This window comes from Erysipelothrix enhydrae (genome assembly GCF_035066605.1).
Lineage (GTDB): Bacteria > Bacillota_I > Bacilli_A > Erysipelotrichales > Erysipelotrichaceae > Erysipelothrix > Erysipelothrix amsterdamensis.
In genome coordinates this window covers 1,339,705-1,364,120 of sequence record NZ_CP125807.1, presented here as the reverse complement: position 1 = coordinate 1,364,120, position 24,416 = coordinate 1,339,705, and the positions used below count along the sequence as shown (strand labels likewise).

Sequence of the window (24,416 nt, the reverse complement as noted above, 5' to 3'; positions counted from 1 at the left end):
AATTTTTCCATTTTTATTTGTGTTCCAAATCAAACGATTTAGATCAATTCTTGTTTTTAAAATAATCTCCTGTAATGTTTTACAGATTATTTCTCGATCAATTATATTAGAATTTAAATACAATCTTATCGTTACTTCATTGTATTTTCATAGTGAATAGATAGCTTAGAACATCATATCAAGTACTCCAAATAAACTGTATATTATTTTGTTAATGGTTGATTTTTTATAAACCAATTGGTAGTGGTTCGTTAACACTTTTTAACTTTCTATACTTTTTAATATTTTGTTGCTATGATTTATTGAAGAAAGGAGGTGAAAATAATATGAGTAACTTGGAATTTACAAACACTGACGGTTCTATGAAGTTTGATACAATCACTACTAATGAACTAAAATGTCATGAGGATGACTTTATGTTGATTAATGCAGAATTTTTACAATCTATTGGTGGTCTATTTGACACCATAACTGATGCGCTCATGCCACTACATCGATTTATTGAAGTAGCGGCAGACAGAATCATAGAGTTTCTTGATACTATTAAAGAAATTCTTGATTTTATCTTTAAGAAGGCAATCGATTCATCGATTGCTAATTTGGATTGGAACTTGTACTTCCCTTCATTTTCAACTGAAACTTTTGATGTTAGTGTCCCCCCTACAGGTCCTCCTACAGAAAACGACAATTACGAAAATGAAAAAGAGTTGTTCAAGATTACTGCCTTCAAAATCTTTGCATATTTCGTGATTTTCGACGGTATTGTTATTGCATTAAACAATCAAGTTCAAATAATGAACCTAATTTCTTCCGTTATAGGGAGCAACCCGTTTGTCGCTTTTTGCGCACCAACTGTTTTGACATTTATATTTTGGATACTACCAGATGATTTTAAAAAAAAGATAAAAGATAGAGTTCAATCTTTATTTAATTTTTTTTAACCACATTATGAAATGTGGTTTTTTTACCTCTTCTCTCCTGATAGTAATAAAGTCTATTAAAATAGAACTACAATTTTTCCATTGTTTTTGAGTAATCTTCTAAAATAGCTCGTGCGTAAATTCTTGTTGTTTCCAAAATATATGCCCGAAGTTATCATATGAATCATTAGATAAGATTAGTTAAATCAAAATTTGATATAAAACAATCGGACTTTATTTTTGGAATCAAAGCCCCTCTTCCAAATAACACGATACAATACGCATTCAAAAGAATGGGGCTTGAATGCCGGTTACACGATTTAAGACATTCACACGTGACGCTTCTAATACAAAATAACGTCCCAATTAATATTGTTTCAAAAAGACTAGGACATTCAACAGTTGAGATGACTCTAAAAGTATATACCCATGCATTTGCTGAAAGTCAGGATAAAGCTGTTGATGTATTAAACAAAATGTCCTCTACCACTTAAATGTATCCCCACTGTATCCCCATGCTAAACTTAAGCATAAAAAAGCCCACTATATAGTGGGTTATTTTCATATTGGTGCCCGAGGACGGTTTTAATTAAAGAAATCATACATAGAAATTAATTATGCATAAATTAATAGTAATCCACTTAATAGAGTATATTTTTTTGAATCTTGTCATTTATGAATATGTTATTATCACTCTAATTCATATTTCTCGTATATTATTGGTAACCTTTTAATTCGTTTGTATGAAACACATCATTCATACTCCAAATACAATCTAGTAATTCCTCTGACACTTCAATAAGTTTTGCTAAGAGTATTAACAAGCTCGACTTCTTCTTTTAATTATTTATTATGAGAGTAGACAATTACTTCTTTTTCGCATCTATCAATGATTTCTCGATTGACTGTTTTCATTATTAAATCAGGATTGACATTATTTCTTGGTGGTTTAAACTAAGCTACTAGATGGGTTACACTTTAGTGGGCACAAAAGATAAGGAGTTCGTGGTAAACTAAAGAGAAGTGAGGTCGTCCAAATGACACGAAGAAAACGTAGAGAACATGCACAAGATTTCAAAAGACAAATGGTACAGCTTTATCAAAATGGAAAAGCGTTATCCGAGATAATTCAAGAATATGGTTTAACTGCTTCGACATTCCATAAATGGATTACGCAAGATGCCAACTCAGGATCTTTCAAAGAGAATGATAATCTCATAGTTGAACAAAAAAATAATTGAACTTAAGAAAAGTCTTAGACAAGCAGAAATGGCAAATGATGTTTTAAAGTAAGCGGTGCTGCGTCCTGTACTCTACGTGTTTCGGGGCATAGTAGGACATTGATTATGTGACGAAAGTAGCTGTAATTAGAGCCAATGCATACAAGTATCCTGTGAAGTCGATGTGCAAAATCTTGAAAATTAGCACTTTGAGTTATTATAAACACAAAGATAAAACATAGAGTGTTGATGCCAAAACAGATCGCGTTGTACGAATCTTCAACGATAACCAAAAGGCATATGGTATCGTTAGTGATCTGACTTATGTTAGAATAGCAGGCAAATGGAATTACATTTGAACAATCTTAGATCTTCATAACAGAGAGATTATTGAATATAGTTGTGGTATCAACAAGACTGCCGCTTTAGTACAAAAGGCATTTTCAAAAATAAATACTGATTTATCCAGCCTACGCTACATCCATACAGATAGAGGAAATGAGTTCAAAAATAAACTAATCGATGAAATTCTTGATATTTTTCAAATACAGCGATCACTGAGTCAAAAAGGAACACCGTATGATAATGCAGTAGCTGAAGCAACATTCAAATCAATTAAGCAGAATTTGTATATCCAAATACTTTTGAATCATTGAATCAGTTGGAAGTGAAATTATCGGCATATGTTTGGTGGTTCAATAATAAGCGATTGCATTCATCTCTAGGATATGTTTCCCCGATTGAATATGGAATAAATAACTCCTTATATCATGAATGAAAACTTTAAATCAACGAAACCCCTAAAAAAGCTTTCAACTGATGAAAGTTACATTCGATGTAAAGATGGAATGTTATATCTATCTGCAGTCAAAGATCTCTTTAACAATGAAATTGTATCATATTCAATATCTATAAAAACGATATTAATTTACTGATAGAAACAATAGCCTCCCTCTCATCATCAAATTCAAATGAAGCAATGTTTAACTCAGATAGGGGTTTATTATACTATTCAGGATATTAATTCAGGATATTACATCGAACAACTGGATAAAAAGGCTACAAGCGTAGCATGTCTAAGCCTGGACACTGCTGGCAAAATAGCCCAATAGAAAATTGGTTTTTGCAATTAAAGGAGGAATGTATTCGAATTGGAGGAATAACTACAAAACATAATACAATAAAGAAAATAAAAAAATACGTTCAGTGGTATAACACCGAACGTATTCAAAAAGACCTAGGATACATAAGTCCTAACGATTATAAATCTATTTTTTTATAACAAAACTTGACAGGTACTAGTATCCTTCGTTGTTTTCTAGCATCAAAGTGAGGTTTTCCCAAATATATTTTTTAATTAGTTTAGGAAATTTAAGAATATGAAATTCAAATCGGTCATCTACTCAAATGGTATTTTTCATAATTCTCCTGTCTTTCTTTTATTTTAAGTATTTCTTCTCTGAAATCTATTGGATAAACTAATTTAATTGTATTTTTAGCCAACTTAGCATAACTATTCTTAGTGAATTCCTCTAATTCTCCATAATAACCAACACTTTTTATCGAGCTTACATCTAATTTATAATCATTGACAACAGCTGATATAAAACGATTTTCTCGATTCCCTATTAATGTCATCAAATCAAAAAAAACATATCCTGATTCTATCTCATTGTTTATTTTATTAAATTTATTTACAACAGTGAAAAAATCCTTATGAAATGGGTGTGGCGCTATAAAGTAATTATTTACCCCACTATCTTTTTTTACTGTTTCTATAGTAAACCCCTTCATAACGTCACCTCCTTTTCTAAATTATAACATATTAAGAGAAAACTATTAATTTAAATACTTCATCAATGCGTGCATGCGCTTCGGCTAAGTCTGGAATAAGGAGTGTATCTTCAAACCCTTCTACTAAAATGTCTCCAAAATGAGAAACAGGATGTCTTTTCGAATAGACTAAATTATAAACATTTTCAATAGTTCCTGACAAATGATGAGACTTAAGAGTCCGGTTTGATAATACTTTCGTCCCATCACCATTTGGGTTGTTATTAAACTGACCTCCCATATTAGATCTATTAACAGCAAATCCTGCTTCTTTACACAGATACTTTAAATGACCTTCTAATGCTCTATAAGCAGGACTTGTATAGTGAGAATAATCATATTCGTCTCTATTTAAATTTCTCATTAAAAAACTTTGTTGCAATAGCGTAATAGCTGCTTTCGGATAATTAGACGGCAAATTAAGTGAAGTTATAAATTCATTCACTTCTTTAGCTTTTATACTTACCTTATATGCATCACTATATGCTTTCACCATTTCAAACATAGAAATATTTTCAGTGTAATAAGAAAGAAATTCTGAAAAGAGGCTGTTAACTTTCCCTTGTAACCAAATAGCTTCTTTTTTATCAAAAAAAGTGACGGTTAACTTCTCTTCATTTTTTAAAAACTGGTACTTATGTCCTCCCGGAACGGCAGATTCATCAAATTTAATATCTTTTTTCTCTTTAAAAGTTTCGATTATTTCCATAACTGACCTTTTTGAAACACCAGTTCCATAAAAAGAGTTTGGCCCATATTTTCCGACCGGTTTACGATTCTTTACTGCATCTGCAGCTAAACGATCTGCCTTTTCATTATACTTATTTCCTGAATGTCCTCGAACCCAAACAAAATCGACATCCAACAATGTTTTGTATTTCTCATTTAATTCACGTAAAAATAATATACCAATTTCACTTTTTGCCTTATATGATCCATCTGCCCATTGACCTATTAATTGCAAATCATGAAAAATCGTAATTTTTTTGTACTCATTCGAAGCAGCCCATTGCAACGCATTTAGGACCGCAAAAATTTCAGGACCGATATTATTGGTCGATTGAAATTTTTCAGTATAAACTTTATCCGATATTTCAATTGGGTCATATTCATTTGTCAATATATAGATTCCATACCCAGCCTCTTCTGTCTTACCACTGTAGGAGCCATCCGTAAACGCTACTACACTTCCGTTCTCTAAGCATTTAGACACCAGCAAATCATAATCTAAAGGTTCGGTAGACACACCATCAATATTAGCAAAGGAATTAACGTAACCTTGTGCTTCCTTTTCAGATTCAAAAACTCTGAACTTAGATCCCTTATACTTATTAGTCATCTCTTGACATTCATGCCATGTTTCAAAAACCCCTGTTTCTCTACCAACCCCAACTGCGTAATACTTTTTTGCCATAGCAGTGCCCCCTTTTTGTTATAATATGATAATACTATAACAAAATAAAAAGCCACTTTCAATAAAGAGAGTGGCTTGAATTTATTCTAATACTAATTTCATAATAGCACCTACAATAGCCCCTACAAACGCCAATACTAGCCAACGTTGATTATCTTCGAGCTTAGTCAAACGTCTTTCATTGTCTTTAAAACGTCCATTTACAGAGTCGTCTATTTTACTTTCTAGATTAACTACACGCTTGTCAACTTTATGGATAGCATCTAAGAGTTCAAGTTCTTTATCATCCATATGCTATCTTTCGAATCCAATTCCTGATTGCCACTTAATCCCTACAATTTGCGGATCAGCATAAGGAATGTTGACGATGTAATGACCATCCGCGATTTGACGCAAGATTTTGAACTCACGATTACGAGGACTCAGCCCATCAGGATATTGATATGTAAAGTCTTCGTTATAAAGCGTCACGTATCCTGCATAGTCATGAATGACAAGGGTTTGCCCTGTGTAATCTGTGACTTTGCTTGATTTCTTTCCATAGACACGTCCAACAGGTTTATCCGTAACCGTTGCACGTGTTGAATCCACAAAGATTTGTTGTTTACCAAAATCACGTGTTTCGATACATGCTACCTGTGGATTTATCCAGTCTACAATCTCATAGGAAATCCCTGTATTGGGTTCAAGTTCCATCACTTCAATGTAGTGACTAATATTCTGTGCAACCGGCACCACACCCATGTCATAAGTCCCATATCGTGGACAATCTTTAAGCGGTAATAGGTTAATATATTTTCCTTTAGTGTTCTTGCTTGGCACTGGTGCTTCATAAGATGTTGCAGGTTTAAGCGGTGCCAGATAACGAATGACTTTCATACCCCATTGATGTTCCACATCCTGGATACTACGTCCATATTTGAATAAGAATCCATTAGTTCGTTCACTGTAAGCGGACTCCGATAAGTATGCACGTCCATTTTCTATTTTTTCAATAAAAGCGACATGGCCATAGTCATCAGGGTCACCGAGTACACCGAAGACAACAATACCACCTACTTCAGGCTTATCACTGAGGACTGCACCATCACCGTCACCCCATCGCTTTGCATCCCATCGACAACATGGATAGTCTGGCCGAATTTTAAAAACTTCAAGCATACGTCCAAAAGCATACCAGGTACAATTTCCAAGCGCATATTTGTTCTTTAAACCACTCATGGTTCCTTGGACACTTAATGGTGCAAATTCATCATGGTAAGGGTTCATGGTGCCATTTGCGTATGAATTGTATTCGGGAAGACGATGTAAATCACTCCCTGCGGTTCGTATTTTAAATGATATCATGATGACCTCCTTCATTAATTTGCAAGGCATCTTTATGATTTAAACCTCCCACAAAGGCTTCAATCCAAATCGTCAATTCCTCATCGGTAATATCAATACCAACTTGATTGAGGGTCTCTTTTGCACGATGTTTTGCCATGCTTAATTTATCATCCGACAACAAATGTTCTCCCGCGACTTGCTCCACAAACATGACTGCTGCTTTCGCAATATTCGCAATTTGTTTTTGTTGCTCAAATGATATTTTTACATTATAGTAGTTTTTAATTTTCATGCCAAGAAAACCAAGAATGATGGTTACACCCGTCATGATTGTTGGACGCAAAAGATTTAGTAATTCATTTAGAAATTCACTCATGTGGTTTCACTCCTTTATCATTTGAAAGTTGTTCAAGATACGCTTTAATCAAATCCAGACGTTTAATTTCTTCAGTAATACGATCATAAGGTGCTTTCTTTTCCAGCATTTTGTTTAAAGCTTGTTGGTGTTCGCGCTCTTTACGCTCCACAATAATTTCATCTTGTGAATAATCATATTGACTGCGTTCCACTTCAAGCGCTTTAATTTTTTGATTAATTAGGTTCAACATTATAACTCCCTCCTATTTCCATCGGCCAATTACGTGGTAATGGGCCCAAATCCAGTTTGATGTCGTGCGATATGTATATAAGGTCATTTGTGACGAACTATCTGGTTCAAATGAAACGTGTTGTTGAACATCCGGTGCAGTCGTATTTACTGAAGTGATTACCGTATACTTTGTATCGATAAATGAAATTGGAAAACGTACAACTGCTGATCCTCGATTTTTTGCTTGGATATCGATTCTTACCCGGCCCCATACTTCTAAACGACCGCTTTGATGTTTAACATAACCACTTTCTCCACTAAGTTTTTCTTCCTCAGCTGATAATACCGTGCGCCATTTACCAAAGTTCCAAACACCATTGCCATCCGTCATAATAGAACGTTGATATTCAACGCCATTTAAATCAAGATAGCTTTGCATCACATACATCCAGGGTGCATTTTTATTTGGATACTGTCCTGCTCTTAATGTGCGAACTCTAAAAATTCCTGCATAAGAACACGGTGCGTTGTATGACTTAGATGCATTGGCATTCGAACTGATGAGATAGTCTCCATCGTTATAGTAGTCGTTGAAATTTATCACACCGACACCGATTGGATATCGTCTTCGACCTGTTTCTGTATCGAGAACTTGAATTTTTTCTTTTTGATAAATACTTCCCTTAACACGCAACAAGTCTTTGTCAGATTCATTCACCACCATTCCAATCCCTACACTTGTTTCATTCCAACTCATCGTGACATTTGATGTTGGAATAAATAGCGGATAGGTTACTGTTTTTAAGCCATCAAAAAGTTCAACGGTTAAGGCGTATTGTTCGTGCACTAAAAAACCACTCAACAATCGGTCAAGTGATCCATTTTGGGTATAGGTGTTTTCAGCTTGTGAAACACTGTTTTTAAGGATACGCACACGCAGTTTATTGTAACCAAGTTGAGTAAACTTCAATGCACCTTTAATATGAATGTAAGTTCCCAGTGTTGCAGGATTCCCAACCGAATCGGTACGGGTTTGTGTTAAATTCTGAACACTTGGATAGGTATAGGGTTTTACATCATACAGATACTCAAAACTTGCCTTACGGTTTCGCTTGGTTTCAACCGTTATGATTGCTTTCTGCTTTAATCCCGATTTCAAGAGAACACCGGTAACACCACTGGTATTTGAATAGTTTTTCCCTTCGATTTGAATCGAAGTTGATTTAACGCTCGTTCCTATCGGCGCATTCGATTTATAAGCATAACGGATTTGCGAATTGTGTTGCAGGAATCCATTTTTCACTAATGCGTTTGCTTCACTGAGTTGGAATTCTGATACCGTAATTTTATTATCCGCTTCTTTAATATTGACGGTAATCGTATAGACGTTATAGCCAATACGATTGCCACTTGCGTTAAGGGTTGTAAGCCATAGATACATCTTTCGACTTGAGACGGTTGGCATTCGATTGAGTAAACTATTTTTTTGACTTTCTGTAACATTAAACGTCACAAGTCCTGCGCCGATATTTTTTTGCTTCAGCCAATAATCGGTACTGTTATCACTATTTTCGTACATCACATAAACATTATGTCTAAACGAACTGTGTTTTGCTTCAATACGAAGCGAAAGGACATCTCCAATGGAGTATACACTTGGATAGGATGATAAACTCGATTTTCGTGGAATTGTTTTTAAAACAACACTACTTTGAGCTCTTACTGATCCATTCCCTAATGGATTGACTAATGAAACCGAAATATCATAATAGACCGTCTTGGTTCCATTGTCATTGTGACCAACATTACGCCAACTCCAAGAATCTAATACAATGTAATCTGTACTTCTAAAATCATAGGCAAAGGAACTTGAATACGACTCACCATAAATCGTTTGGTTAAGACTTGAGTTAGCGTCCGCATTCCATCGCGAACCAGTTGAACGCAAGCCAATTTCCCAACGCATCGGTGTGAAGTTCGATTCAATACTTTGATTCCCTACTTCATACCAAACCTCAAGATAAACACCACCTGAATTTGGTATTTCGCGATTTTCTTTTCTCACCCATGCCATTATTGCATCTCTCCTTCTACCGGTTTAATAATCGTAATGGTTTTTGATTGAGGGTATTTCATAATAATATGATTTCCAACAATAATATCCATTAAGGCAATAACACTAGTAATCCGTAATTTTTGATTATCCATAACCGCAACCGCTACACCATTTTCAATAAACTCAATGACATTATGGCCAATATGAACGGAAACAGGGTTTCCACTTTTTCCAATGATAGCGCCATTTTCATCGATACGAAACCAAGACTTCATTTCCTCGATACCATTAATGAGCTTTACAATTTCAAAATTATATTGATCTTGAAGTTGTCGGTAAATTGTACGTGTTTCTTGACGTATCTGTTCCTGAAATTGATCTCGTTTATTCAGTGCTTCATCGACTACTTCCTGAAGTTCAGACTGTGATTGCGTAATAAGCGTTATTGCTTCATTTGAAAATAGATCTAAAGATGAACCTATGTCACTTTGAAGCATATTTGCTGTGATTGAGTTCGCACCAATAAAACTAGAGTTAAAACGTCCATCTTGTGTCAAAGCATATTCGAATGGACCCTCATAACCATTTTTTGAAAAACCTAGCCCCCCAAGACCAAAGCGCCAAACATTTTTAGCCTTTTCTTTAGGTAATGCGTCGAGAACTAAGATTTCATGGTCATCAATATAAATTTTCCCGGTCTTATTAAGTTGGTTGATTGTTTTCGTTTGTTCTTGAGTTAATTTTTCAAGTTCAGATGTTTTTACATATGCTTGCTTTATTTGATCCTGAATCGCTTCAAACCGTTGTTTTACATCTCGTGTGACATTACCAAAAACAAGAGACTTAACCCTTTTCAAACATACATCATATACGTACTCTTGCACCTCCGTATTAAGAAAAACAAGTGGATGCTTTACCACAACTAAATCACCTATATCTAATTCTTGATTTACTTCACTTTTAACGGTGTAGCTTACCATTGGAACCGCATGTTGTGTAAGATGTCTCATGGCTTGATTCCGTAATTCTTCAATCAGTGCTTCTTCTTTAGGATTCTCTTCTTCAAGTTTCGATTCAAACTGTATCGTTTTAACATACGGTGTTGAATACTGTTTTTTAGACTTCAAAAACCGTTCGGGTAACATGAGACCGTTTGTACCTGTTGGGTAAAGGGTTGTAACAACTTGACTCCAATCCTCATAAACTTCCACATTTTGTAAATCACTTCCGTAAGTTAGCGTTACTCCTTTATCTACCGGTTGATTCCGATTAAAAGTTACTGTGAAGTTATCTGCGTCAAATACACCGTTCCACCGTTCTTCCATAACTTGCCATGCTTCAAAAAGCGTTTTACGAATAAAGTATGCCGTTTGTACATCATTAACGTTCGAAAGCAGTTTAAACGGTGATTTCACGTGGGTATTTTGATTTAAATAGTTTAATGCTGCAATTGCACTTAACTTTGTTGGTCGAACATCCAATAGAAAGTATTTTTGCGCATCGAACATGACATGATGCGCTTGAAAAATAATTCTCCGCGATGTGAATTTTATATTCGTAATACGAAAAGCTTGTGGATTAAGTTTAGACTTCGTTTTAACAACACAGAGATAGTCTTGTAAAATATGTCGTTTATAACGAGAAGCACATTCTACTTCGATATACCAACCACTAAGCGATTGTTTTTTTGTTTCAACACACTTGTAAGCATCAATACAAATATTCCCATTCGAATCAAAATTATCGTCGTTAGGGTTAAAGATTTTAATCATAGCCAACGATCCTTTCGTTTAAACTCAACAATGCACATCCCTTTATGAAAACGCACTTCATTGTTTCCAGGCTTAAGTATGGGGAAATCCCATCCAATTTTAAGATTCCGATTACGATTCAAACCTTTATACGTGCATATTTTACGATTACAATCAATGATTACTTCATGCTCTTGATCACCAAATCGATAACCGAGTCGAATTCCATTAATACTGATTTCGACATCACTGCTTTGTACCTTTGTTAATCGAATTAACGGTCTTGAAAAAGCTGTTCCGATATTGGTGCTATTTGTAGTGTAACGATCATCCACATACCAAAATGGCTCACGTTCAAGTGACAACGTAAATCGCTGCATCGTCACAAACCGCTCAATGTTCAACGCGTCATAAATATCTGCAAAGGTATAACGTCCTTGATACTCGACTTTAATCTTTTCTACTAAGGTAGCAAGGAGGCGATCTGTTTTGCTTGGATCGATAATTTGAACCTCTAAAGAAATTGGTAACGAACTGTAACCAAGTGGTATCCGCTCACTACCATCCTTTCCTTCAATATCGATTTGTTCAAAGCGTAAGGGAGCCCGACCCAATATTTTAGTAGGTTCTTCAATTAAGATACCGAGTTCTTTTTCTGTTAAATTATTAAATTTCATCATGACATCACCTCTAATAAACGACGGTCGATGAGGCGCACAAACCCTTCATCATTCAGCTCTAATTTAAGTTCTGATAGTACACGTTTTAAGACTCGGGCCAATTTATCATAATCAATCAATGGCGTTTGATTGGATGCACCGCTTCGTGTTAATGGAACAACAGATGTACGGCCATTTTCATGTCTTAATAACTCAGGACCCGCTTCACCAACAATAGCTGATCCAGTAAGTAAATCACCACCGGTTGCAAGGTACGTCATTTTTCCAATATATCCGATATCAAAGCCCATTCCACCAACACCTGGAACCCAACTAGGAATCTTAATTTGATTGATGCCTGAGATAAAAACATTGAGTCCTTCAATGAGTGTGTTAATACCTGCAATAATCAAATTAATCGGTGCCTTCACAATGCCATAAAGAATATTCGCAACACCATCTACAATCAGTTTAATACCATTCCAAGCACGAGACCAATCTTGAGTAAAGACACCTGCAACAAAATCAACAATACCTTTAAATACACGAATTACCCCTTTGGCAATACTTTCAAAACTACTTAGCATGATTTTAATAATATCGATGATGATTGAGACACCGCCCTTAATTGCGTTCACGAATATTGTTACATTTGCCACTAATAGTGATCCAAAACTTTCAACAAACCACGCAACAAATGGTTGGATTGACGACCATAAATTTAATAACTCATTAGAAATCACACCGATAAATTCAACCCAATGGTCCCATAAGGGTTGAATTGCTTCGTCCCATAATGTATTAAGTGCATCTTTAAACACTTCAAAGATAGGCTCGATGATCTCTTTATAAACTTGATTTAGTAACTCACTAATTCCTTGCCATGCTTCGCTCACATTGCTTCTAAAGGTATCATTGGTGTTCCATAATTCTAAAGTCGCGGCAGTAAATGCCGCAATGACGGCTATGATGGCTGTTATCGGAAGGATTAAACCACTAACTGCAGCACCTACTGTTCCAAACATCGGTACAAGTGTTGTTGTAAACAAAGTAATGAGATTGGAAGCTGCTCCAGCGAGTGTTCCAAAGATAAGTAATAGCGGACCTATCGCAGCTACAAGACCACCACTTATTAAAATAGTTGCTTTCACAGGTTCTGATAAACCATTTAGCCATTCAACGGTATTTTTAAGCCCACCCACGATTCCTTGAACTGATGGAAGGAGTAAATCACCAAAACTGATGGCTAAATCGTTGGTAACATTTTTGAGTATTTTCATCTGCGATTCGGTCGTTTCATATCGCGTGGAAGCCTCGTGGGTTAATGCAGTATTTTCTTCCCAAGCGACACTTCCTAATTCAATTGCATCACTGAAAATCTCACTGGCATTTGCTGAACGCAAAAGAGCGTCACGAAGTCTTGTTTCTTTGATTCCCATATCATCAAGAATTTTAATCGCGGAATCACCTTGTTTAGTAGCATTGGATAATCCTTTAATAAAACTCAACAAGGCTTGCGAAGCATCTTCTTTAAAAGCTTTTGAAAATTCATCCGAAGTCATCCCTGCAATGTGGGCGAACTGGCTTAATTCTTGGCCACCTTCTTCAACCGCCAATTGCATTTGAACCATTACCTTACTGAATGCGGTCCCTCCTGCTTGCGCTTCAAGACCAACACTCGATAATGCTGTCGAAAGCGCTAGAATATTACTCTGGCTCATTCCTACTTGCGCTCCTGCGGCACCTAAATTCATGGCCATGTTAGCAATATCGGCTTCGGTTGTCGCAAAATTATTCCCCAAAGCAACAATAACCGACCCTAGACGGGTAAAATCTTCGCCACTCATCTTTGTGATGTTTGCGAATTTTGCAAGCGTGGTTGCCCCTTCTTCTGCACTGAGATTGGTCGCCTCACCAAGATCAATCATGGTGCGTGTAAATTGAACAATATGTTCCGACTCAATCCCAAGCTGACCCGCAGCTTCTGCAACAGCACTAATTTCTTGTGTAGAAGCCGGTATTTCTTTGGCCATCTTTCGAATTTCATTCGTAGTTTTATGTAATTGTTCCTGAGTTCCTGGAAAAGTTTTAGCAACCCCTGCAACAGAACTTTCAAAATCTACTGAACTTTTAATCGCAAGGCCAGTTGCTGCCGTGTATGCACCAGTGAACACGGACATTTTTTTTCCTGCACTTTTAAGATCATCTGATGTTTTGTCGAGTTTTTTTGAAAAGTCTTCCAAATCAGCCGTTCCCGAATTGATTTTTGAAGCTGTTTTTTCAACTTGACTTCCATAGCGTGATAGTTCCGCTTCCGCCTGTTTTAAGGATGCTTTCTTTTTGTCAATTTCTGTAGTGGATGCAGATTCATCTTTTTGAAGTTCATTTAATTCGGTTTTGAGTAAACGCACCTTATCCGCTTGGATATCATAGGCATTTCTTAAATAATTAAGTTTATCTGCAAGTTTTTCACTTGTCTTAGTAGATTCCGTCCACTGAGTTTGAACCAACTTAAATTGTTGGTAATTTTCACGTAAAACGGCATTTACAGATTGGTTTGTTTTAATGAAATCAACGGCACCATCTGCTTTAAAAACTAAACCTACCCGTTTTAAATCATTTGGCATATTATTGTTTCTCCAATTCTAGATACAATCGAACAATCTCATTAAACTCAATTGGATTCATGTGCATAAACTCGTTTTCGGACAAGCCAACTTTAATCGCAGTGAACTTGAGTTGCGCCCAATCTATCGTCGCTTCCTTTTCTGACTGCGGTTTCCAGATTTCTTGGATGTTTCTTTTTTTTTATATGCTTTTTGAATTTCGAGTTGCTTTTTAATAAAATTAAATACTTTTGCATAATCATTGGGATTCACAAGGCGAATTGCTTGTTTATAGGTTAATACATCATCATGATTTGCTTGAATTACAGCATAAACAAATGAATTAGACAACCGAACTTGACTTCGTGTATTTAGTTCATTAATACGGTCTTGTAATAACTCAATCGAACCTTCACGCTCTTCCAAATATTCAAGAACAAGGTAATTCCACTCAAGTTTAATATTAGTTCCATTTTTCAATGTTAAAATCATGGTCTACTCCTTTCCATAAAAAAGGGGGCTTATCCCCCTACGCTTACTTGTTTTAATTGCTCTTTTGTTAAAATTGGTTTTTCAAAAAACTTATCTTCCGTGATGCCCTTTGGAAACGATGAAATTTCACTATCAATATAGTTTTTAACATCATTCATCTCATTAAAACTATATGCCCGAATTTTGATGGATGAATTTTGTTCGCTAAATTTTTCTTCACTTGTTTTAATATCATCGCTATTTTCAACAAGTTGACACTTCGGATACCACACATAACGAACTCCACCCAACTTACGTTCTACATATCCAAAAGCAAAATAGGGGCGTTTTGAAGCTCGTCCACTTGAAATAAGCCCACTTTCATCAATAACATCACCACGTAGCTTTGCGAGCGTTTCAACATCAAATGCAACAACATCAAGCGCGAGTTCAACTGACGAAGTTTGAGATATTGTTTCATATAAAATACCTGAAGAGCGTACATTACTACTTTCTGAATTCTCTGTGGTACCGAGAGTTTTAACGGTTTCTTGCTTAATCGTTGGTGAAAACTTTGCGGGATCATATTCACCTTGTTCATTAGGTGTATTAATTGCGATATATTGTGCACCAACTGTTAGTTTTAAAAACGGTTTTTTTGTTTCCATAACTTTCCTTTCTATAGCTCTAGTTTGAGTTTTTCTATCATAATTTTTGTATACTTACTCTGATTTAATGCGTACGTTGGACCCAAGAATGGTTGGCGTGGTGTTCCCCATCGACGTTTTGATGAAGCACGTGTTCCAAATTCAACAAATCGCAACCAGTATACTCCTGATCCAACTTCAACTTCTTCATGCTTCGCACGACGATACGCCATTTCATCTAACATGTGTTTGTGTTGTGATGATCGAATTTTCGAATAAGGTTTCGGAAGTCTTTTTAAATCATTGACATATGCTTCTGCTGCATCTACTAACACATCTTGAATATGTTCTACATTATGTATTAGTAATTCGAGTTCTTTTTGGAGTGCATCAAATCCAATTCGTAAATTTTCAGGTTCATCAATGAGATGCATTATAAATCCTCAAACACAGTGACAACAAATGTTGAATGAATCATTTGTTCTGACTCAATATATTCATGAAAAATTGGAATATAAAGTCCTTCATCAGCCAACTTGTTTTTTAACTCAAGCAATTTAGCGTGGCGTGGTGTTTTCGAAAAAAAAGATACCTGATACGTTACAGTGCTTTGATATTCATCACCACTTGATAAAACAGAACTCCATTCATTTTCAAAATAAACAAGACGAGGAAATAACTTAGCATTCCGATCATTTTGAATACCTTCATTAACACAAATTTTTAAAGAATCTAAAAGTTCCTTAAGTTTTTCTTTAGTTAGCACAGTCTTAAACCTCCTCAATTTTGGGATTTTCATAGTGAACAAGTGTCAAATCCGTTTGCGGAAAGCCATAGCGATCCGTGTAATGATACACATTGTATATTTTATGATATGACTCGTTTATTTTTAATACATGCAAACTTGTTAGTTCGAGAATTTGCGGAATATTAATTTTTAAACTGATGTTAAGCTGACGTGCTTCAAATTCATATCTTAGTCTGTCAGTCACTGATAAAAGGCGAAAAGCTACTTTCTTATGACAATCTTCCAAATATTCTTCCGGAAAGTGACCTTCAGTTTGATAAATTTTAAAAAGATGGGCGCCACCACTGTTATAAGTTGGAATTGAAGTAGCGAATTTGGATATTGGTGTAATCACCCGCATACACCTCCTTAAATTCTGCAAGTCTTGAAAATCTACGGTAAAGCACATAATTTTTAAGGAGTACACGCGCCTTTAAATCGCGATCGTAATCTATGTTGCATCCTGCAATCGCATTTATATCTGCTTTACCTTCTTTAATGTATGTTTCTAGCAGTTCGTCAGAAAAAAACGGAGAAATTCCTTGTTCTAAGCGAATTTCTGATACTAAATTCATGTGTTAGTTACCTTCTTTTTAGTTTTACGACTGTTATTTTGAATCGAACTAGAGTCATCAACATGGGCATCATTTCCATCAAATTCCTCATCGAGCGACTTCTCTAAATTCTCATTTTCAAGTTCTTCATCAAATTTGTTCTTTAAGACGCCGTCCTCGGGATTAGAAATATTCATCAGTTTAATTAATGGAATACCAGGAATATTATTTGAAGAACTTAATTCTAAGATGCGGTTTTTGGATGGCTCCAATCCTTCGCGTGGATAGATATCACCCACTTCATATTGGTAATTATTATCCTGTAGATCATGCCAACGCTTGATTACTATGTATTTCATGATTGTTCCTTTCTAACAAAACTTAGGCCCCTACACCTAAGTCTTTAACATTAAAAGCAAGGGGCGCTAATTTTGTGATATTTAATAAGACGGTCATGTTTTGCTCTTTGAGACGTCCATTACCATAGGTAACGACTTTAAAAGCACGAACATGATCTAAGAATTTAAATTCATCCGATTCATACAGACCCATGCGGCTAATACCTGCGCTATATCCCATTGGAACATATAAGATTGCTTTGTTTTGTGGCACTGAAGTTGCTTGGATAATTTCAATATTAAACGGAAGCACTTGTCGATACTCTCCAATGGCTGATAAATAAGTTGTCGCTGGTAGTACTTTTGTAAAATAATCACTTGGATTAACTATTAAAACTAATTTGGAAAGTGTACGTTTTCCATCATCACTTAACGTTGCAAAGTGGGGTGCAAGAGCCTCAGCTGAAAATGATTTGATTTCTATAGCATCGGCATCAGGATATATACCACTTTGTACATTTCCTTTCAAATTTTTAATCATTCCTACCGGCGCGTTCTTCCCGTTTCCTGCAATAATTCCTTCTTCTAGTCCTTCTTCATTAACCTCTAATAAGACTTCACGAACATACTTATCAACCCATTCATGTCCAAGTTCGATAATCCCTAAAGGAATGAGTGAAAATGCCGCTAATTTATGGATTTCAAAATCAATGATTTCGAGTTGTGCAGTAATTTCTTTAGTGATTGTTTCATCCAGTGCACCCCAAGCAGCTTTGCCGACTTTCTCTGCTAAAATCCACTTTTTAACACCTGCTGGTGACCAATCAATATATTGGAATAAAGGACGTGATTGTTTTAAATCTTCAAAGACATAATTTGTAATTGATGTCGGAATTAAATCTTCTTGCTTTCCTTTTGTGAAGCCATGACTTGCTTGCATTGGATCTGAAATTAACTCATAAAATCCATGTTCTTCTGCTGATAGATTACGCAAGCCATATTTGTCAAAGAGATGATTATTCGCAGATACTTCTTTTGCCATACTTTGATATTCATTAACAATCGATTCAAGTTTGTCATCCAATAGTTTTTGGACTGACTCGATAATTACTTGCCCTTTTGCTTCTTTAGGGGCATTTTGGATTAATTGTACAAGTTCATTTGTTTCTAATTTTGATAGTTTCATAGGTTCTCCTTTTCCTTTCTAAAAGAAATCATCATCTTGTTCACCCAAGTTTGTGATTTTTGTTCTCAGTGCTTTGTTTTCTTTAATGAGATGAGCAAGATAGCGGTTATTTAAACATTGATTTGCTTCTGCCTTTTCAAGCACGGTCGCAAATCCAAATTCATAAGCTTCCTTTGCCTCAAGCCAAGTTTCTTGATCCATCATATTGCGAATTTCCGCTTCAGTTAAGATTGTTTTTGATGTGTAAATATTGATACTTGGCTGAGTAATTTTTTCTAAATCATCTGCTGCTTTGCGCATCGTATGGGCATCACCTTCCGCTTTGCTCCATGCATTATGAATCATTAATAGGGCACTTTCAGGAACAATACGTTTCGATCCTGCCATAAATATGACTGATGCAATACTGCAAGCAAATCCATCAACAATAGTAGTGACGTTACCACCAAATGAATTCAATAGATTATAAATAGCAAGCCCTTCACTGACACTTCCACCCATTGAATTAATGCGAACACATAGATTTGGCGTATCTACCTGACCCAATGCATCTTTAAAGCTAAGTGCAGATACATGTTCTGATTCAACATCAAACAATATTTCCCAGACTTCTTGCTTTCGTATTTCACCGTATATATAAAGTTCTGTTGTAGTATCGCTTTTCTTAACAAACTGCATTACTTCATTCATCTTTGTCTCCTTTCTCCTCATGTTCTACATTCATATAGTTTTTTGTGACGTACCGTCGATTAGCCCACGGCTCATCAATTTGAGGCTCTCCCATGTTGTGTTGTATATCATTGAATGAATACCCCACACTTCGCAACTTATCAATACTAGAGGCAACATCCATAATGTTGAAGTATTGTAATGCGAATTTATTGGCAACAATTTTTTGGCCACTCAAATATTCCTCCTCTGAAATTAAATGCGCATTCAGCCCATCTTCGATTATTTTTAAAATCGGCAACACTGCAAAGGTGATGAAATCATTAGTTCCAGTTGACTTATCCGTCTTACTTCCGTAGAAAACGTCGAGTGGAATTCCAAAAGCCATCGCAACCATATCTCCGTATTTTCGAATGAGCTTCAAGTAATCATCCGAATTCGAGTTTAACTTACTTGTAATTTCTTCAAGTTTCATGCTCGAAGGTAATGGCACTGCGACTGAGTCGTCGGAATCTAAGTGACCTAATACATTCTTTACATAATCCTTTATATTAACTGGATTCCCATTCTGATCATGTAACTCAATATTTGACTGTGGCATCGTAAATACATACTTAATTCGATTTGAAATTTTATACGCATTGGATGCAACGTGCAGCATCTCAACATACGACTGATAGAATGTTTTCATGAATGCATGTACTTTACAGTTCCCTAAAGTTAAAAAAATTACATCCTCTGATGTAATCGTTTTATTTAAAAGCAGTTCATTCCCATTAGAATCTTCAAGAATAACGGAAGTATATGTTTTATCCAACATAACTTCTTCTCCAGTTTTGAATGATTTTGCAAGGTATAGTTTTTTTCCTAGGATGACAATGAGACATTCATTCTCTCGAAATAGTTTACGCACCACTCGCATCCAAAATGTAGTGCCTGTATCATTACAATTTGGAACAACATTAAGGGTATAGTAAACCTCATTAATTACTTTTTGATTACCATCGTAATATTGAAAGTCTACCTTGGCGATTGTCTTTGCAATCATTTCAATTGCGCTCTCAATCATCAATTCTTGAAGTTCAAGATGCTTTGCCTTTTTTTCAACAATATCATCTAAAAAATCGACGCGGTAACCATTTTTCTTAAAGACATTAAAAAAATTCAAAGATTTCCCCCTCCTTTCTACATCCAAATTTGGATGATTTTCTTTTCCAAAAGTTCTCGTGCTTGACATGCATGAACTAATGCCATAAATGGATCATTCTTACGTAATTTAGGCTCTATTTTTTCAAATGTAAGTAGGCCATCTTTTTTAATTTGTAATGCTGTGTTATTTATAGCCCAACGCATAATGGCGCTGTCACCAATATTAATCGTGCCATCCACAAATAATTTTTCGATAAAGGGAGCAACGATGTTATATACCGATTGATTAATGCGTATCATACGTATCATTCCAGATGGATTATCGCGTGACTCTACTGCAATCCCATAGGCTTCAAACGAGCGCTTCATTAATTGATAGCGATGACTATCCAAAACAATCTTCTGAATGCGATATGTGCGCATCGCATCAATAACCCATCTCACCAAATAATCTTCGTGAATGTAGTCTTCGTCAATCACCTCAAAATCCATAAAACCAGGTGACCCATACTTATCAAATGGAAACTTAATTTCAGAAAAATGCTTGCTTCTTCCACAAATCCACGTTTTACTTTTCCAAATGTATTCTTCATTTTTCATAAATAAAAGACCCACAGAAGCAAAGTCATTAAATTGAGCAAAATCAATACCGACAACCGCATTGCTTCCCGGCTCAACGTAAGTATCGCGCGGAATCTTCTCCTCAACATCACTGTAAGATGCTTTGAGAATGTTGTTCCATGATGTTAATGCTTGTTCATGATCTTGCATGGGTATATTCATCCGTTTTGAATAGAATTCTGTTTTATAGGATGGTTTTGTTAGGAAATTGTAATAGTCAAAGATTAAAGCGGATCCAAGAATCGGAAGATATCGCAAGCTCGGATTTGCCTGCTCCCAAAATGTTGTATCAATATCATTGGGATCATTGGTTTCTAAGTTTTTTTTCATTGGTTTATGAATATCTTCGCGTTTCATCCGACAAATAAAAGGAAACATTCTTAAATAGTTTGCTTCTCCATGAAGTACGGACATTGAAAGTTCAATTTTTTCATCAAGAGGACCATCTCGGACAATACCATTCGTGGAGATTGTCCATGTTCGCGCATGTTTAACCTTCCCAAATCCTGATGTGAATACATTAAGTTGTTTGTAGTCCTCATAACCATGTAATTCATTAAAAATAAGCATTCCACTTTTCTTTCCATCCTTTGTTTTCGCATTTGATGTGTTGTACTTGAGCCGTGATCGTGTTTTACGGCCAATGATCACAGTTTTATTCCAATAGAACATCTTTCGCATTATTTTCTTGTTTGCTTCCAGCATATCGTAAAGAATCTCAAATGAGTCTTTTGCCTGATCTTCACCATTAGCGATAATATCGATGTTGTAATTAAAGACACCGTACATTGGCGACAGTAGAAAAAGTGCAAGTGGCATGAGATATCCGTCTTTTCCATTACCACGCCCCATCAAATCAAAAATATCTCTAAAAATTACATTTTCTGGATTTTCTTTTTCATACATGAATACAAAAGCATAATGGAATTTTTGAAATGGAAATAAGGGATAAAACCAGCGTTCACAAAACGCGATACACTTGTCCAACGTTTCAGAGTCAAAGAAAATATCATCACGCATTAATGTAGGCGTAACAATATTCTTTATGAGCAATTTAACTTCTTCGCTAATAGCGTCAGGATTCTCATCAACAAATTTCAGATAATCATCAATTGCATCATGTGTAATCATCTTCTTCATAATCATCGAAATCATCCGGAAGTGATACATTTAACTCTTTAAGAACACGAAGGATTTGTGAGCTTACCGTGATTAAACTTTTTACGGATTCATTAGAAGTGTCTTTTTTAAATCCATTTCCCGTTGTAACTTGAATACGTAATCCATTTTTGATAATGTCATCCTCTAATGTATCTTTTAATTTGAATAAAAATACTGTATGATCAACCAAATCATCATAAAATTGACCGTATTTATTCAATTTTGCAAGTTGATCTTTTAAATCTTTTTCAATTAAATCATACTTTTCAAGCCGGGCCTTCTTGGTTCTTTTCGACTTTGACATGGCCATACCCCCTTTCGCGCGCGTAAATCAAAAAAATCTGGACAGTCACCACTCCACACCCGCTCCTCTTAAGCGATATACTACGCTAGGATTTAAGGGGGGGTATTACACTTCCGCAATGGTAACAATAAAAAGTCCATCCACTACTTCAGCCTTCAATAAATAGTCATACAGACTCATCTCTTTACCAAATTTAAAGGAAAGGTCAAACAAGCCTAGGCGATTCATGACCAATCTCACATCGTCATCATCATACTCACACAATAGTGTAAGAACTGATTTGAATACTTTCAGGATACTTTCAGTGTGTTTAATTTGTTTGATTGGATCTTTTGATACATAGGCTGTTGCAAACAATTGAACCGCAGTTACATCATCATTTTGACAATAGCAAGTCTGGAAAATATCCTCTGAATGTTTTAATACGAAACTACTTTTATCTTGATGAATTACTTTCGTGTTCATACTTTTAATAAAGTCAATTCGCTTCATACTACCACCTTTCTTGCGTTATCTTTTTCTTAGGTTTAAAACGATGCTGTTTGCGCTCTTCAATAATTTCATGAGCTTCAAATGAGAGACTGACAAGGTTATCTAAATCCAAACACAGTTCTGGACATTTTCTAATCGGAATAATGTGATGAACAGTATTCGCCCTACGAACTTCTAATTGCTTTGGTCTGTGTTTGTCATCATGCCATTTGCCCATAAAAAATTGACACACATGTTTATCTCGCATTAAAGCTTTTTCACGAGCAATATCCCAGTCTGTAGATTTATAGAACGCATTAACATTTCCTTTTGAAATTTCTTTAACCCAATCTTTAGGTTCACTTCGCCGTGCTCTTCGTTTTTTCATTTCGCTTCACCTTAATTTCTACAAAATTATTTCGACACTGTTCCACAGAAACAATTAAGGTTTCACCCTTTCGAAAACACAGAAGATGATTTCGTGTCACCTTAAAAGGTCTGACTACCTCACCTAAATTCAGTTGAACTTTGTACGCAGACTTCGTACACATTACAATCGTTGGTCTTATACATTTTAGAATCATGCTTTCTCCTTTCAAGAAAAAAAGACACCATTTTAAGTGTCTTTCAAAAGAAGGATAACAGTGCACATATGTGAGATATCAAGATTCACATTACCATATTAACATGTAAAATGTACTGACAGTGTCGGAGTTAGAGGTCATACTCTTTTAGGACTTCTGATAACTCTTTGTCGATTAAATAAATCATTCCTGTTCTCGAATAGTTATAACTTTCAGCAACTTTCGACTGAGATTCTTTAAGTACATAGATGCGAATAAGCATATCTTTGACATTAGGAGAACATTTATCTAAGACTTCTTCAACGTCTAAAATCCGCGTTCTCCATTTTTTAATTTCACGGTTCAAAATCTCTTCTTTATGCATGAGATCTAATTTGGGTATCAAAGACCATTTAACCTTTACATCTCCTGACTTTGAATAATCTACACCACTTATTTCGTAGAGCATCGTGCAGACTTGTTCTAACTTTAAATTAAGATTAATTATTCTTAAACAGTAGTAATTTGCCGATTCTAATTCATTTTTAAAAAAAATTCTTGAGTTTGATTCATTACTTTTAGATGACATTTTATTATTAATTCTCCTTTGTAATTTTTGCTAATCTCAAACCTTAATATAGTAATACAAATTTAGTACATCACTAGGCATTAATTGCATTGAGAGTATATATGTCGTATTATGAAATTAATGTTACTAAAGAAAGGATGAGTAGATAGATGAAATTAAACCACGATTGTGTTCGAAGTGTATTATTATATTTAGAAGAAGAAATGGGTTTAAGGTCTGTGTTATTCGCAAGCAAAATTGAACTAGAGGAATACGAAATGGATGATATTCTCTATACTGTAGAAAAACTAAGTGAAGCAGGGTTTCTAAATTGTATTTCTGCATCTGATCTTAATAGAACGGATTATTCGATAAGATCAATCACATGGATTGGACATCAATTCTTAGATAATATTAGGGATGAAAATGTTTTCAAAGAGGTAAAGACAACTGTTTTTGAAAAAGTTGGTTCAGCATCTCTTTTAATTTTATCTGAATTAACTCGTGAATTTATTATGAAAAAATTAGGTTTATAAATATCTGTTTTTAT

28 protein-coding genes and 2 pseudogenes are annotated in these 24,416 nt (G+C 35.3%); 5 read left to right on the top strand and 25 right to left on the bottom strand.

Annotated features, from left to right (window positions below; all coding sequences use genetic code 11):
- Nucleotides 1-326 precede the first annotated feature (326 nt).
- From LLS04_RS06755 to LLS04_RS08485, 4 genes and pseudogenes are all read left to right on the top strand, one after another.
- A complete protein-coding gene (locus LLS04_RS06755; protein ID WP_323610949.1) occupies nt 327-941 on the top strand; it encodes a hypothetical protein in 615 nt (204 codons plus the stop codon).
- 170 nt (nt 942-1,111) lie between these two features.
- On the top strand, nt 1,112-1,414 hold the full coding sequence (locus LLS04_RS08490; RefSeq protein WP_407933729.1) for a tyrosine-type recombinase/integrase: 303 nt from the start codon (nt 1,112-1,114) through the stop codon (nt 1,412-1,414).
- A gap of 543 nt (nt 1,415-1,957) precedes the next feature.
- Nucleotides 1,958-2,918, top strand: a pseudogene (locus tag LLS04_RS06750) (IS3 family transposase).
- Nucleotides 2,919-3,209: 291 nt separating this feature from the next.
- Nucleotides 3,210-3,422, top strand: a pseudogene (locus LLS04_RS08485) (IS3 family transposase); the annotation flags it as partial.
- A gap of 113 nt (nt 3,423-3,535) precedes the next feature.
- Here LLS04_RS08485 and LLS04_RS06745 read toward each other — a convergent pair.
- The 25 genes from LLS04_RS06745 to LLS04_RS06625 form a co-directional block, all read right to left on the bottom strand.
- Entirely contained in the window at nt 3,536-3,934 is a 399-nt protein-coding gene (locus LLS04_RS06745; protein WP_323610948.1) for a hypothetical protein, read from the bottom strand.
- A 31-nt stretch (nt 3,935-3,965) separates the two neighbouring features.
- Entirely contained in the window at nt 3,966-5,387 is a 1,422-nt protein-coding gene (locus LLS04_RS06740; protein WP_323610946.1) for a ribonuclease H1 domain-containing protein, read from the bottom strand.
- Nucleotides 5,388-5,468: 81 nt separating this feature from the next.
- Nucleotides 5,469-5,678, bottom strand: a complete 210-nt coding sequence (locus LLS04_RS06735; RefSeq protein ID WP_254006348.1) for a hemolysin XhlA family protein — start codon at nt 5,676-5,678, stop codon at nt 5,469-5,471.
- A 3-nt stretch (nt 5,679-5,681) separates the two neighbouring features.
- Nucleotides 5,682-6,734, bottom strand: a complete 1,053-nt coding sequence (locus tag LLS04_RS06730) for a CHAP domain-containing protein (RefSeq protein ID WP_323610945.1) — start codon at nt 6,732-6,734, stop codon at nt 5,682-5,684.
- Nucleotides 6,721-7,092, bottom strand: a complete 372-nt coding sequence (locus tag LLS04_RS06725; RefSeq protein WP_323610944.1) for a phage holin family protein — start codon at nt 7,090-7,092, stop codon at nt 6,721-6,723. Before LLS04_RS06725 ends, LLS04_RS06730 begins: the two co-directional genes overlap by 14 nt.
- The gene (locus LLS04_RS06720) at nt 7,085-7,324 is read right to left on the bottom strand and encodes a hypothetical protein (RefSeq protein WP_323610943.1); all 240 of its coding nucleotides are present in this window, start codon (nt 7,322-7,324) and stop codon (nt 7,085-7,087) included. Before LLS04_RS06720 ends, LLS04_RS06725 begins: the two co-directional genes overlap by 8 nt.
- A 12-nt stretch (nt 7,325-7,336) precedes the next feature.
- A complete protein-coding gene (locus tag LLS04_RS06715) occupies nt 7,337-9,379 on the bottom strand; it encodes a gp53-like domain-containing protein (RefSeq protein ID WP_323610941.1) in 2,043 nt (680 codons plus the stop codon).
- Nucleotides 9,379-11,133, bottom strand: a complete 1,755-nt coding sequence (locus LLS04_RS06710; protein ID WP_323610940.1) for a phage tail spike protein — start codon at nt 11,131-11,133, stop codon at nt 9,379-9,381. The genes LLS04_RS06715 and LLS04_RS06710 overlap by 1 nt, the downstream gene beginning before the upstream one ends.
- Complete coding sequence (locus tag LLS04_RS06705; RefSeq protein WP_323610939.1) at nt 11,130-11,792, bottom strand: phage distal tail protein; 663 nt, start codon at nt 11,790-11,792, stop codon at nt 11,130-11,132. Before LLS04_RS06705 ends, LLS04_RS06710 begins: the two co-directional genes overlap by 4 nt.
- A complete protein-coding gene (locus tag LLS04_RS06700) occupies nt 11,789-14,398 on the bottom strand; it encodes a phage tail tape measure protein (protein WP_323610937.1) in 2,610 nt (869 codons plus the stop codon). Before LLS04_RS06700 ends, LLS04_RS06705 begins: the two co-directional genes overlap by 4 nt.
- Nucleotides 14,399-14,521: 123 nt before the next feature.
- Nucleotides 14,522-14,869 (bottom strand): hypothetical protein, encoded by a 348-nt coding sequence (locus LLS04_RS06695; protein ID WP_275141052.1) that lies wholly within the window; start codon nt 14,867-14,869, stop codon nt 14,522-14,524.
- A 29-nt stretch (nt 14,870-14,898) separates the two neighbouring features.
- Complete coding sequence (locus tag LLS04_RS06690; protein ID WP_275143770.1) at nt 14,899-15,516, bottom strand: major tail protein; 618 nt, start codon at nt 15,514-15,516, stop codon at nt 14,899-14,901.
- An 11-nt stretch (nt 15,517-15,527) separates the two neighbouring features.
- Nucleotides 15,528-15,929 (bottom strand): HK97-gp10 family putative phage morphogenesis protein, encoded by a 402-nt coding sequence (locus tag LLS04_RS06685; RefSeq protein WP_275143769.1) that lies wholly within the window; start codon nt 15,927-15,929, stop codon nt 15,528-15,530.
- Nucleotides 15,929-16,261 carry a hypothetical protein gene (locus tag LLS04_RS06680; RefSeq protein WP_275143768.1) on the bottom strand — a complete coding sequence of 111 codons (333 nt, stop codon included), beginning with the start codon at nt 16,259-16,261 and terminating at the stop codon, nt 15,929-15,931. The genes LLS04_RS06685 and LLS04_RS06680 overlap by 1 nt, the downstream gene beginning before the upstream one ends.
- Nucleotides 16,262-16,265: 4 nt before the next feature.
- Entirely contained in the window at nt 16,266-16,637 is a 372-nt protein-coding gene (locus LLS04_RS06675; RefSeq protein ID WP_323610936.1) for a hypothetical protein, read from the bottom strand.
- Nucleotides 16,591-16,857: a hypothetical protein gene (locus LLS04_RS06670; RefSeq protein ID WP_323610935.1), complete on the bottom strand. Its 267-nt coding sequence runs from the start codon at nt 16,855-16,857 to the stop codon at nt 16,591-16,593. The genes LLS04_RS06675 and LLS04_RS06670 overlap by 47 nt, the downstream gene beginning before the upstream one ends.
- Complete coding sequence (locus LLS04_RS06665) at nt 16,854-17,195, bottom strand: hypothetical protein (RefSeq protein WP_323610933.1); 342 nt, start codon at nt 17,193-17,195, stop codon at nt 16,854-16,856. Before LLS04_RS06665 ends, LLS04_RS06670 begins: the two co-directional genes overlap by 4 nt.
- 22 nt (nt 17,196-17,217) lie before the next feature.
- Nucleotides 17,218-18,360: a phage major capsid protein gene (locus LLS04_RS06660; protein WP_323610932.1), complete on the bottom strand. Its 1,143-nt coding sequence runs from the start codon at nt 18,358-18,360 to the stop codon at nt 17,218-17,220.
- An 18-nt stretch (nt 18,361-18,378) separates the two neighbouring features.
- Complete coding sequence (locus LLS04_RS06655; RefSeq protein WP_323610931.1) at nt 18,379-19,050, bottom strand: head maturation protease, ClpP-related; 672 nt, start codon at nt 19,048-19,050, stop codon at nt 18,379-18,381.
- Nucleotides 19,043-20,197: a phage portal protein gene (locus LLS04_RS06650; protein ID WP_323610930.1), complete on the bottom strand. Its 1,155-nt coding sequence runs from the start codon at nt 20,195-20,197 to the stop codon at nt 19,043-19,045. The genes LLS04_RS06655 and LLS04_RS06650 overlap by 8 nt, the downstream gene beginning before the upstream one ends.
- 17 nt (nt 20,198-20,214) lie before the next feature.
- On the bottom strand, nt 20,215-21,945 hold the full coding sequence (locus tag LLS04_RS06645; RefSeq protein WP_323610929.1) for a terminase large subunit domain-containing protein: 1,731 nt from the start codon (nt 21,943-21,945) through the stop codon (nt 20,215-20,217).
- The gene (locus LLS04_RS06640; RefSeq protein WP_254006329.1) at nt 21,917-22,264 is read right to left on the bottom strand and encodes a hypothetical protein; all 348 of its coding nucleotides are present in this window, start codon (nt 22,262-22,264) and stop codon (nt 21,917-21,919) included. Before LLS04_RS06640 ends, LLS04_RS06645 begins: the two co-directional genes overlap by 29 nt.
- 105 nt (nt 22,265-22,369) lie before the next feature.
- Nucleotides 22,370-22,756, bottom strand: coding sequence for a hypothetical protein (locus LLS04_RS06635; protein WP_323610928.1), 387 nt, complete (start codon nt 22,754-22,756; stop codon nt 22,370-22,372).
- Between the two features lies 1 nt (nt 22,757).
- The gene (locus LLS04_RS06630) at nt 22,758-23,123 is read right to left on the bottom strand and encodes a hypothetical protein (protein ID WP_323610927.1); all 366 of its coding nucleotides are present in this window, start codon (nt 23,121-23,123) and stop codon (nt 22,758-22,760) included.
- A 326-nt stretch (nt 23,124-23,449) separates the two neighbouring features.
- Nucleotides 23,450-23,887, bottom strand: a complete 438-nt coding sequence (locus LLS04_RS06625) for a hypothetical protein (RefSeq protein WP_275144807.1) — start codon at nt 23,885-23,887, stop codon at nt 23,450-23,452.
- Nucleotides 23,888-24,036: 149 nt separating this feature from the next.
- Between LLS04_RS06625 and LLS04_RS06620 the strand changes: the two genes are divergently transcribed.
- Nucleotides 24,037-24,402, top strand: a complete 366-nt coding sequence (locus LLS04_RS06620; RefSeq protein WP_323610924.1) for a DUF2513 domain-containing protein — start codon at nt 24,037-24,039, stop codon at nt 24,400-24,402.
- Nucleotides 24,403-24,416 lie beyond the last annotated feature (14 nt).

Excerpts from the sequence above, each read along its gene's own strand:
- LLS04_RS06740 (WP_323610946.1), bottom strand. The coding sequence starts at position 5,387 with ATGGCAAAAAAGTATTACGCAGTTGGGGTTGGTAGAGAAACAGGGGTT.
- LLS04_RS06655 (WP_323610931.1), bottom strand. The coding sequence starts at position 19,050 with ATGAATGAAGTAATGCAGTTTGTTAAGAAAAGCGATACTACAACAGAA.
- LLS04_RS06705 (WP_323610939.1), bottom strand. The coding sequence starts at position 11,792 with ATGATGAAATTTAATAATTTAACAGAAAAAGAACTCGGTATCTTAATT.
- LLS04_RS06710 (WP_323610940.1), bottom strand. The coding sequence starts at position 11,133 with ATGATTAAAATCTTTAACCCTAACGACGATAATTTTGATTCGAATGGG.
- LLS04_RS06670 (WP_323610935.1), bottom strand. The coding sequence starts at position 16,857 with ATGAATTTAGTATCAGAAATTCGCTTAGAACAAGGAATTTCTCCGTTT.
- LLS04_RS06745 (WP_323610948.1), bottom strand. The coding sequence starts at position 3,934 with ATGAAGGGGTTTACTATAGAAACAGTAAAAAAAGATAGTGGGGTAAAT.
- LLS04_RS06665 (WP_323610933.1), bottom strand. The coding sequence starts at position 17,195 with ATGAAATACATAGTAATCAAGCGTTGGCATGATCTACAGGATAATAAT.
- LLS04_RS06695 (WP_275141052.1), bottom strand. The coding sequence starts at position 14,869 with ATGATTTTAACATTGAAAAATGGAACTAATATTAAACTTGAGTGGAAT.
- LLS04_RS06690 (WP_275143770.1), bottom strand. The coding sequence starts at position 15,516 with ATGGAAACAAAAAAACCGTTTTTAAAACTAACAGTTGGTGCACAATAT.
- LLS04_RS06635 (WP_323610928.1), bottom strand. The coding sequence starts at position 22,756 with ATGAAGCGAATTGACTTTATTAAAAGTATGAACACGAAAGTAATTCAT.
- LLS04_RS06660 (WP_323610932.1), bottom strand. The coding sequence starts at position 18,360 with ATGAAACTATCAAAATTAGAAACAAATGAACTTGTACAATTAATCCAA.
- LLS04_RS06755 (WP_323610949.1), top strand. The coding sequence starts at position 327 with ATGAGTAACTTGGAATTTACAAACACTGACGGTTCTATGAAGTTTGAT.
- LLS04_RS06715 (WP_323610941.1), bottom strand. The coding sequence starts at position 9,379 with ATGGCATGGGTGAGAAAAGAAAATCGCGAAATACCAAATTCAGGTGGT.
- LLS04_RS06630 (WP_323610927.1), bottom strand. The coding sequence starts at position 23,123 with ATGAAAAAACGAAGAGCACGGCGAAGTGAACCTAAAGATTGGGTTAAA.
- LLS04_RS06620 (WP_323610924.1), top strand. The coding sequence starts at position 24,037 with ATGAAATTAAACCACGATTGTGTTCGAAGTGTATTATTATATTTAGAA.
- LLS04_RS06685 (WP_275143769.1), bottom strand. The coding sequence starts at position 15,929 with ATGCATCTCATTGATGAACCTGAAAATTTACGAATTGGATTTGATGCA.
- LLS04_RS06640 (WP_254006329.1), bottom strand. The coding sequence starts at position 22,264 with ATGTCAAAGTCGAAAAGAACCAAGAAGGCCCGGCTTGAAAAGTATGAT.
- LLS04_RS06645 (WP_323610929.1), bottom strand. The coding sequence starts at position 21,945 with ATGATTATGAAGAAGATGATTACACATGATGCAATTGATGATTATCTG.
- LLS04_RS06720 (WP_323610943.1), bottom strand. The coding sequence starts at position 7,324 with ATGTTGAACCTAATTAATCAAAAAATTAAAGCGCTTGAAGTGGAACGC.
- LLS04_RS06730 (WP_323610945.1), bottom strand. The coding sequence starts at position 6,734 with ATGATATCATTTAAAATACGAACCGCAGGGAGTGATTTACATCGTCTT.
- LLS04_RS06700 (WP_323610937.1), bottom strand. The coding sequence starts at position 14,398 with ATGCCAAATGATTTAAAACGGGTAGGTTTAGTTTTTAAAGCAGATGGT.
- LLS04_RS06625 (WP_275144807.1), bottom strand. The coding sequence starts at position 23,887 with ATGTCATCTAAAAGTAATGAATCAAACTCAAGAATTTTTTTTAAAAAT.
- LLS04_RS06725 (WP_323610944.1), bottom strand. The coding sequence starts at position 7,092 with ATGAGTGAATTTCTAAATGAATTACTAAATCTTTTGCGTCCAACAATC.
- LLS04_RS06735 (WP_254006348.1), bottom strand. The coding sequence starts at position 5,678 with ATGGATGATAAAGAACTTGAACTCTTAGATGCTATCCATAAAGTTGAC.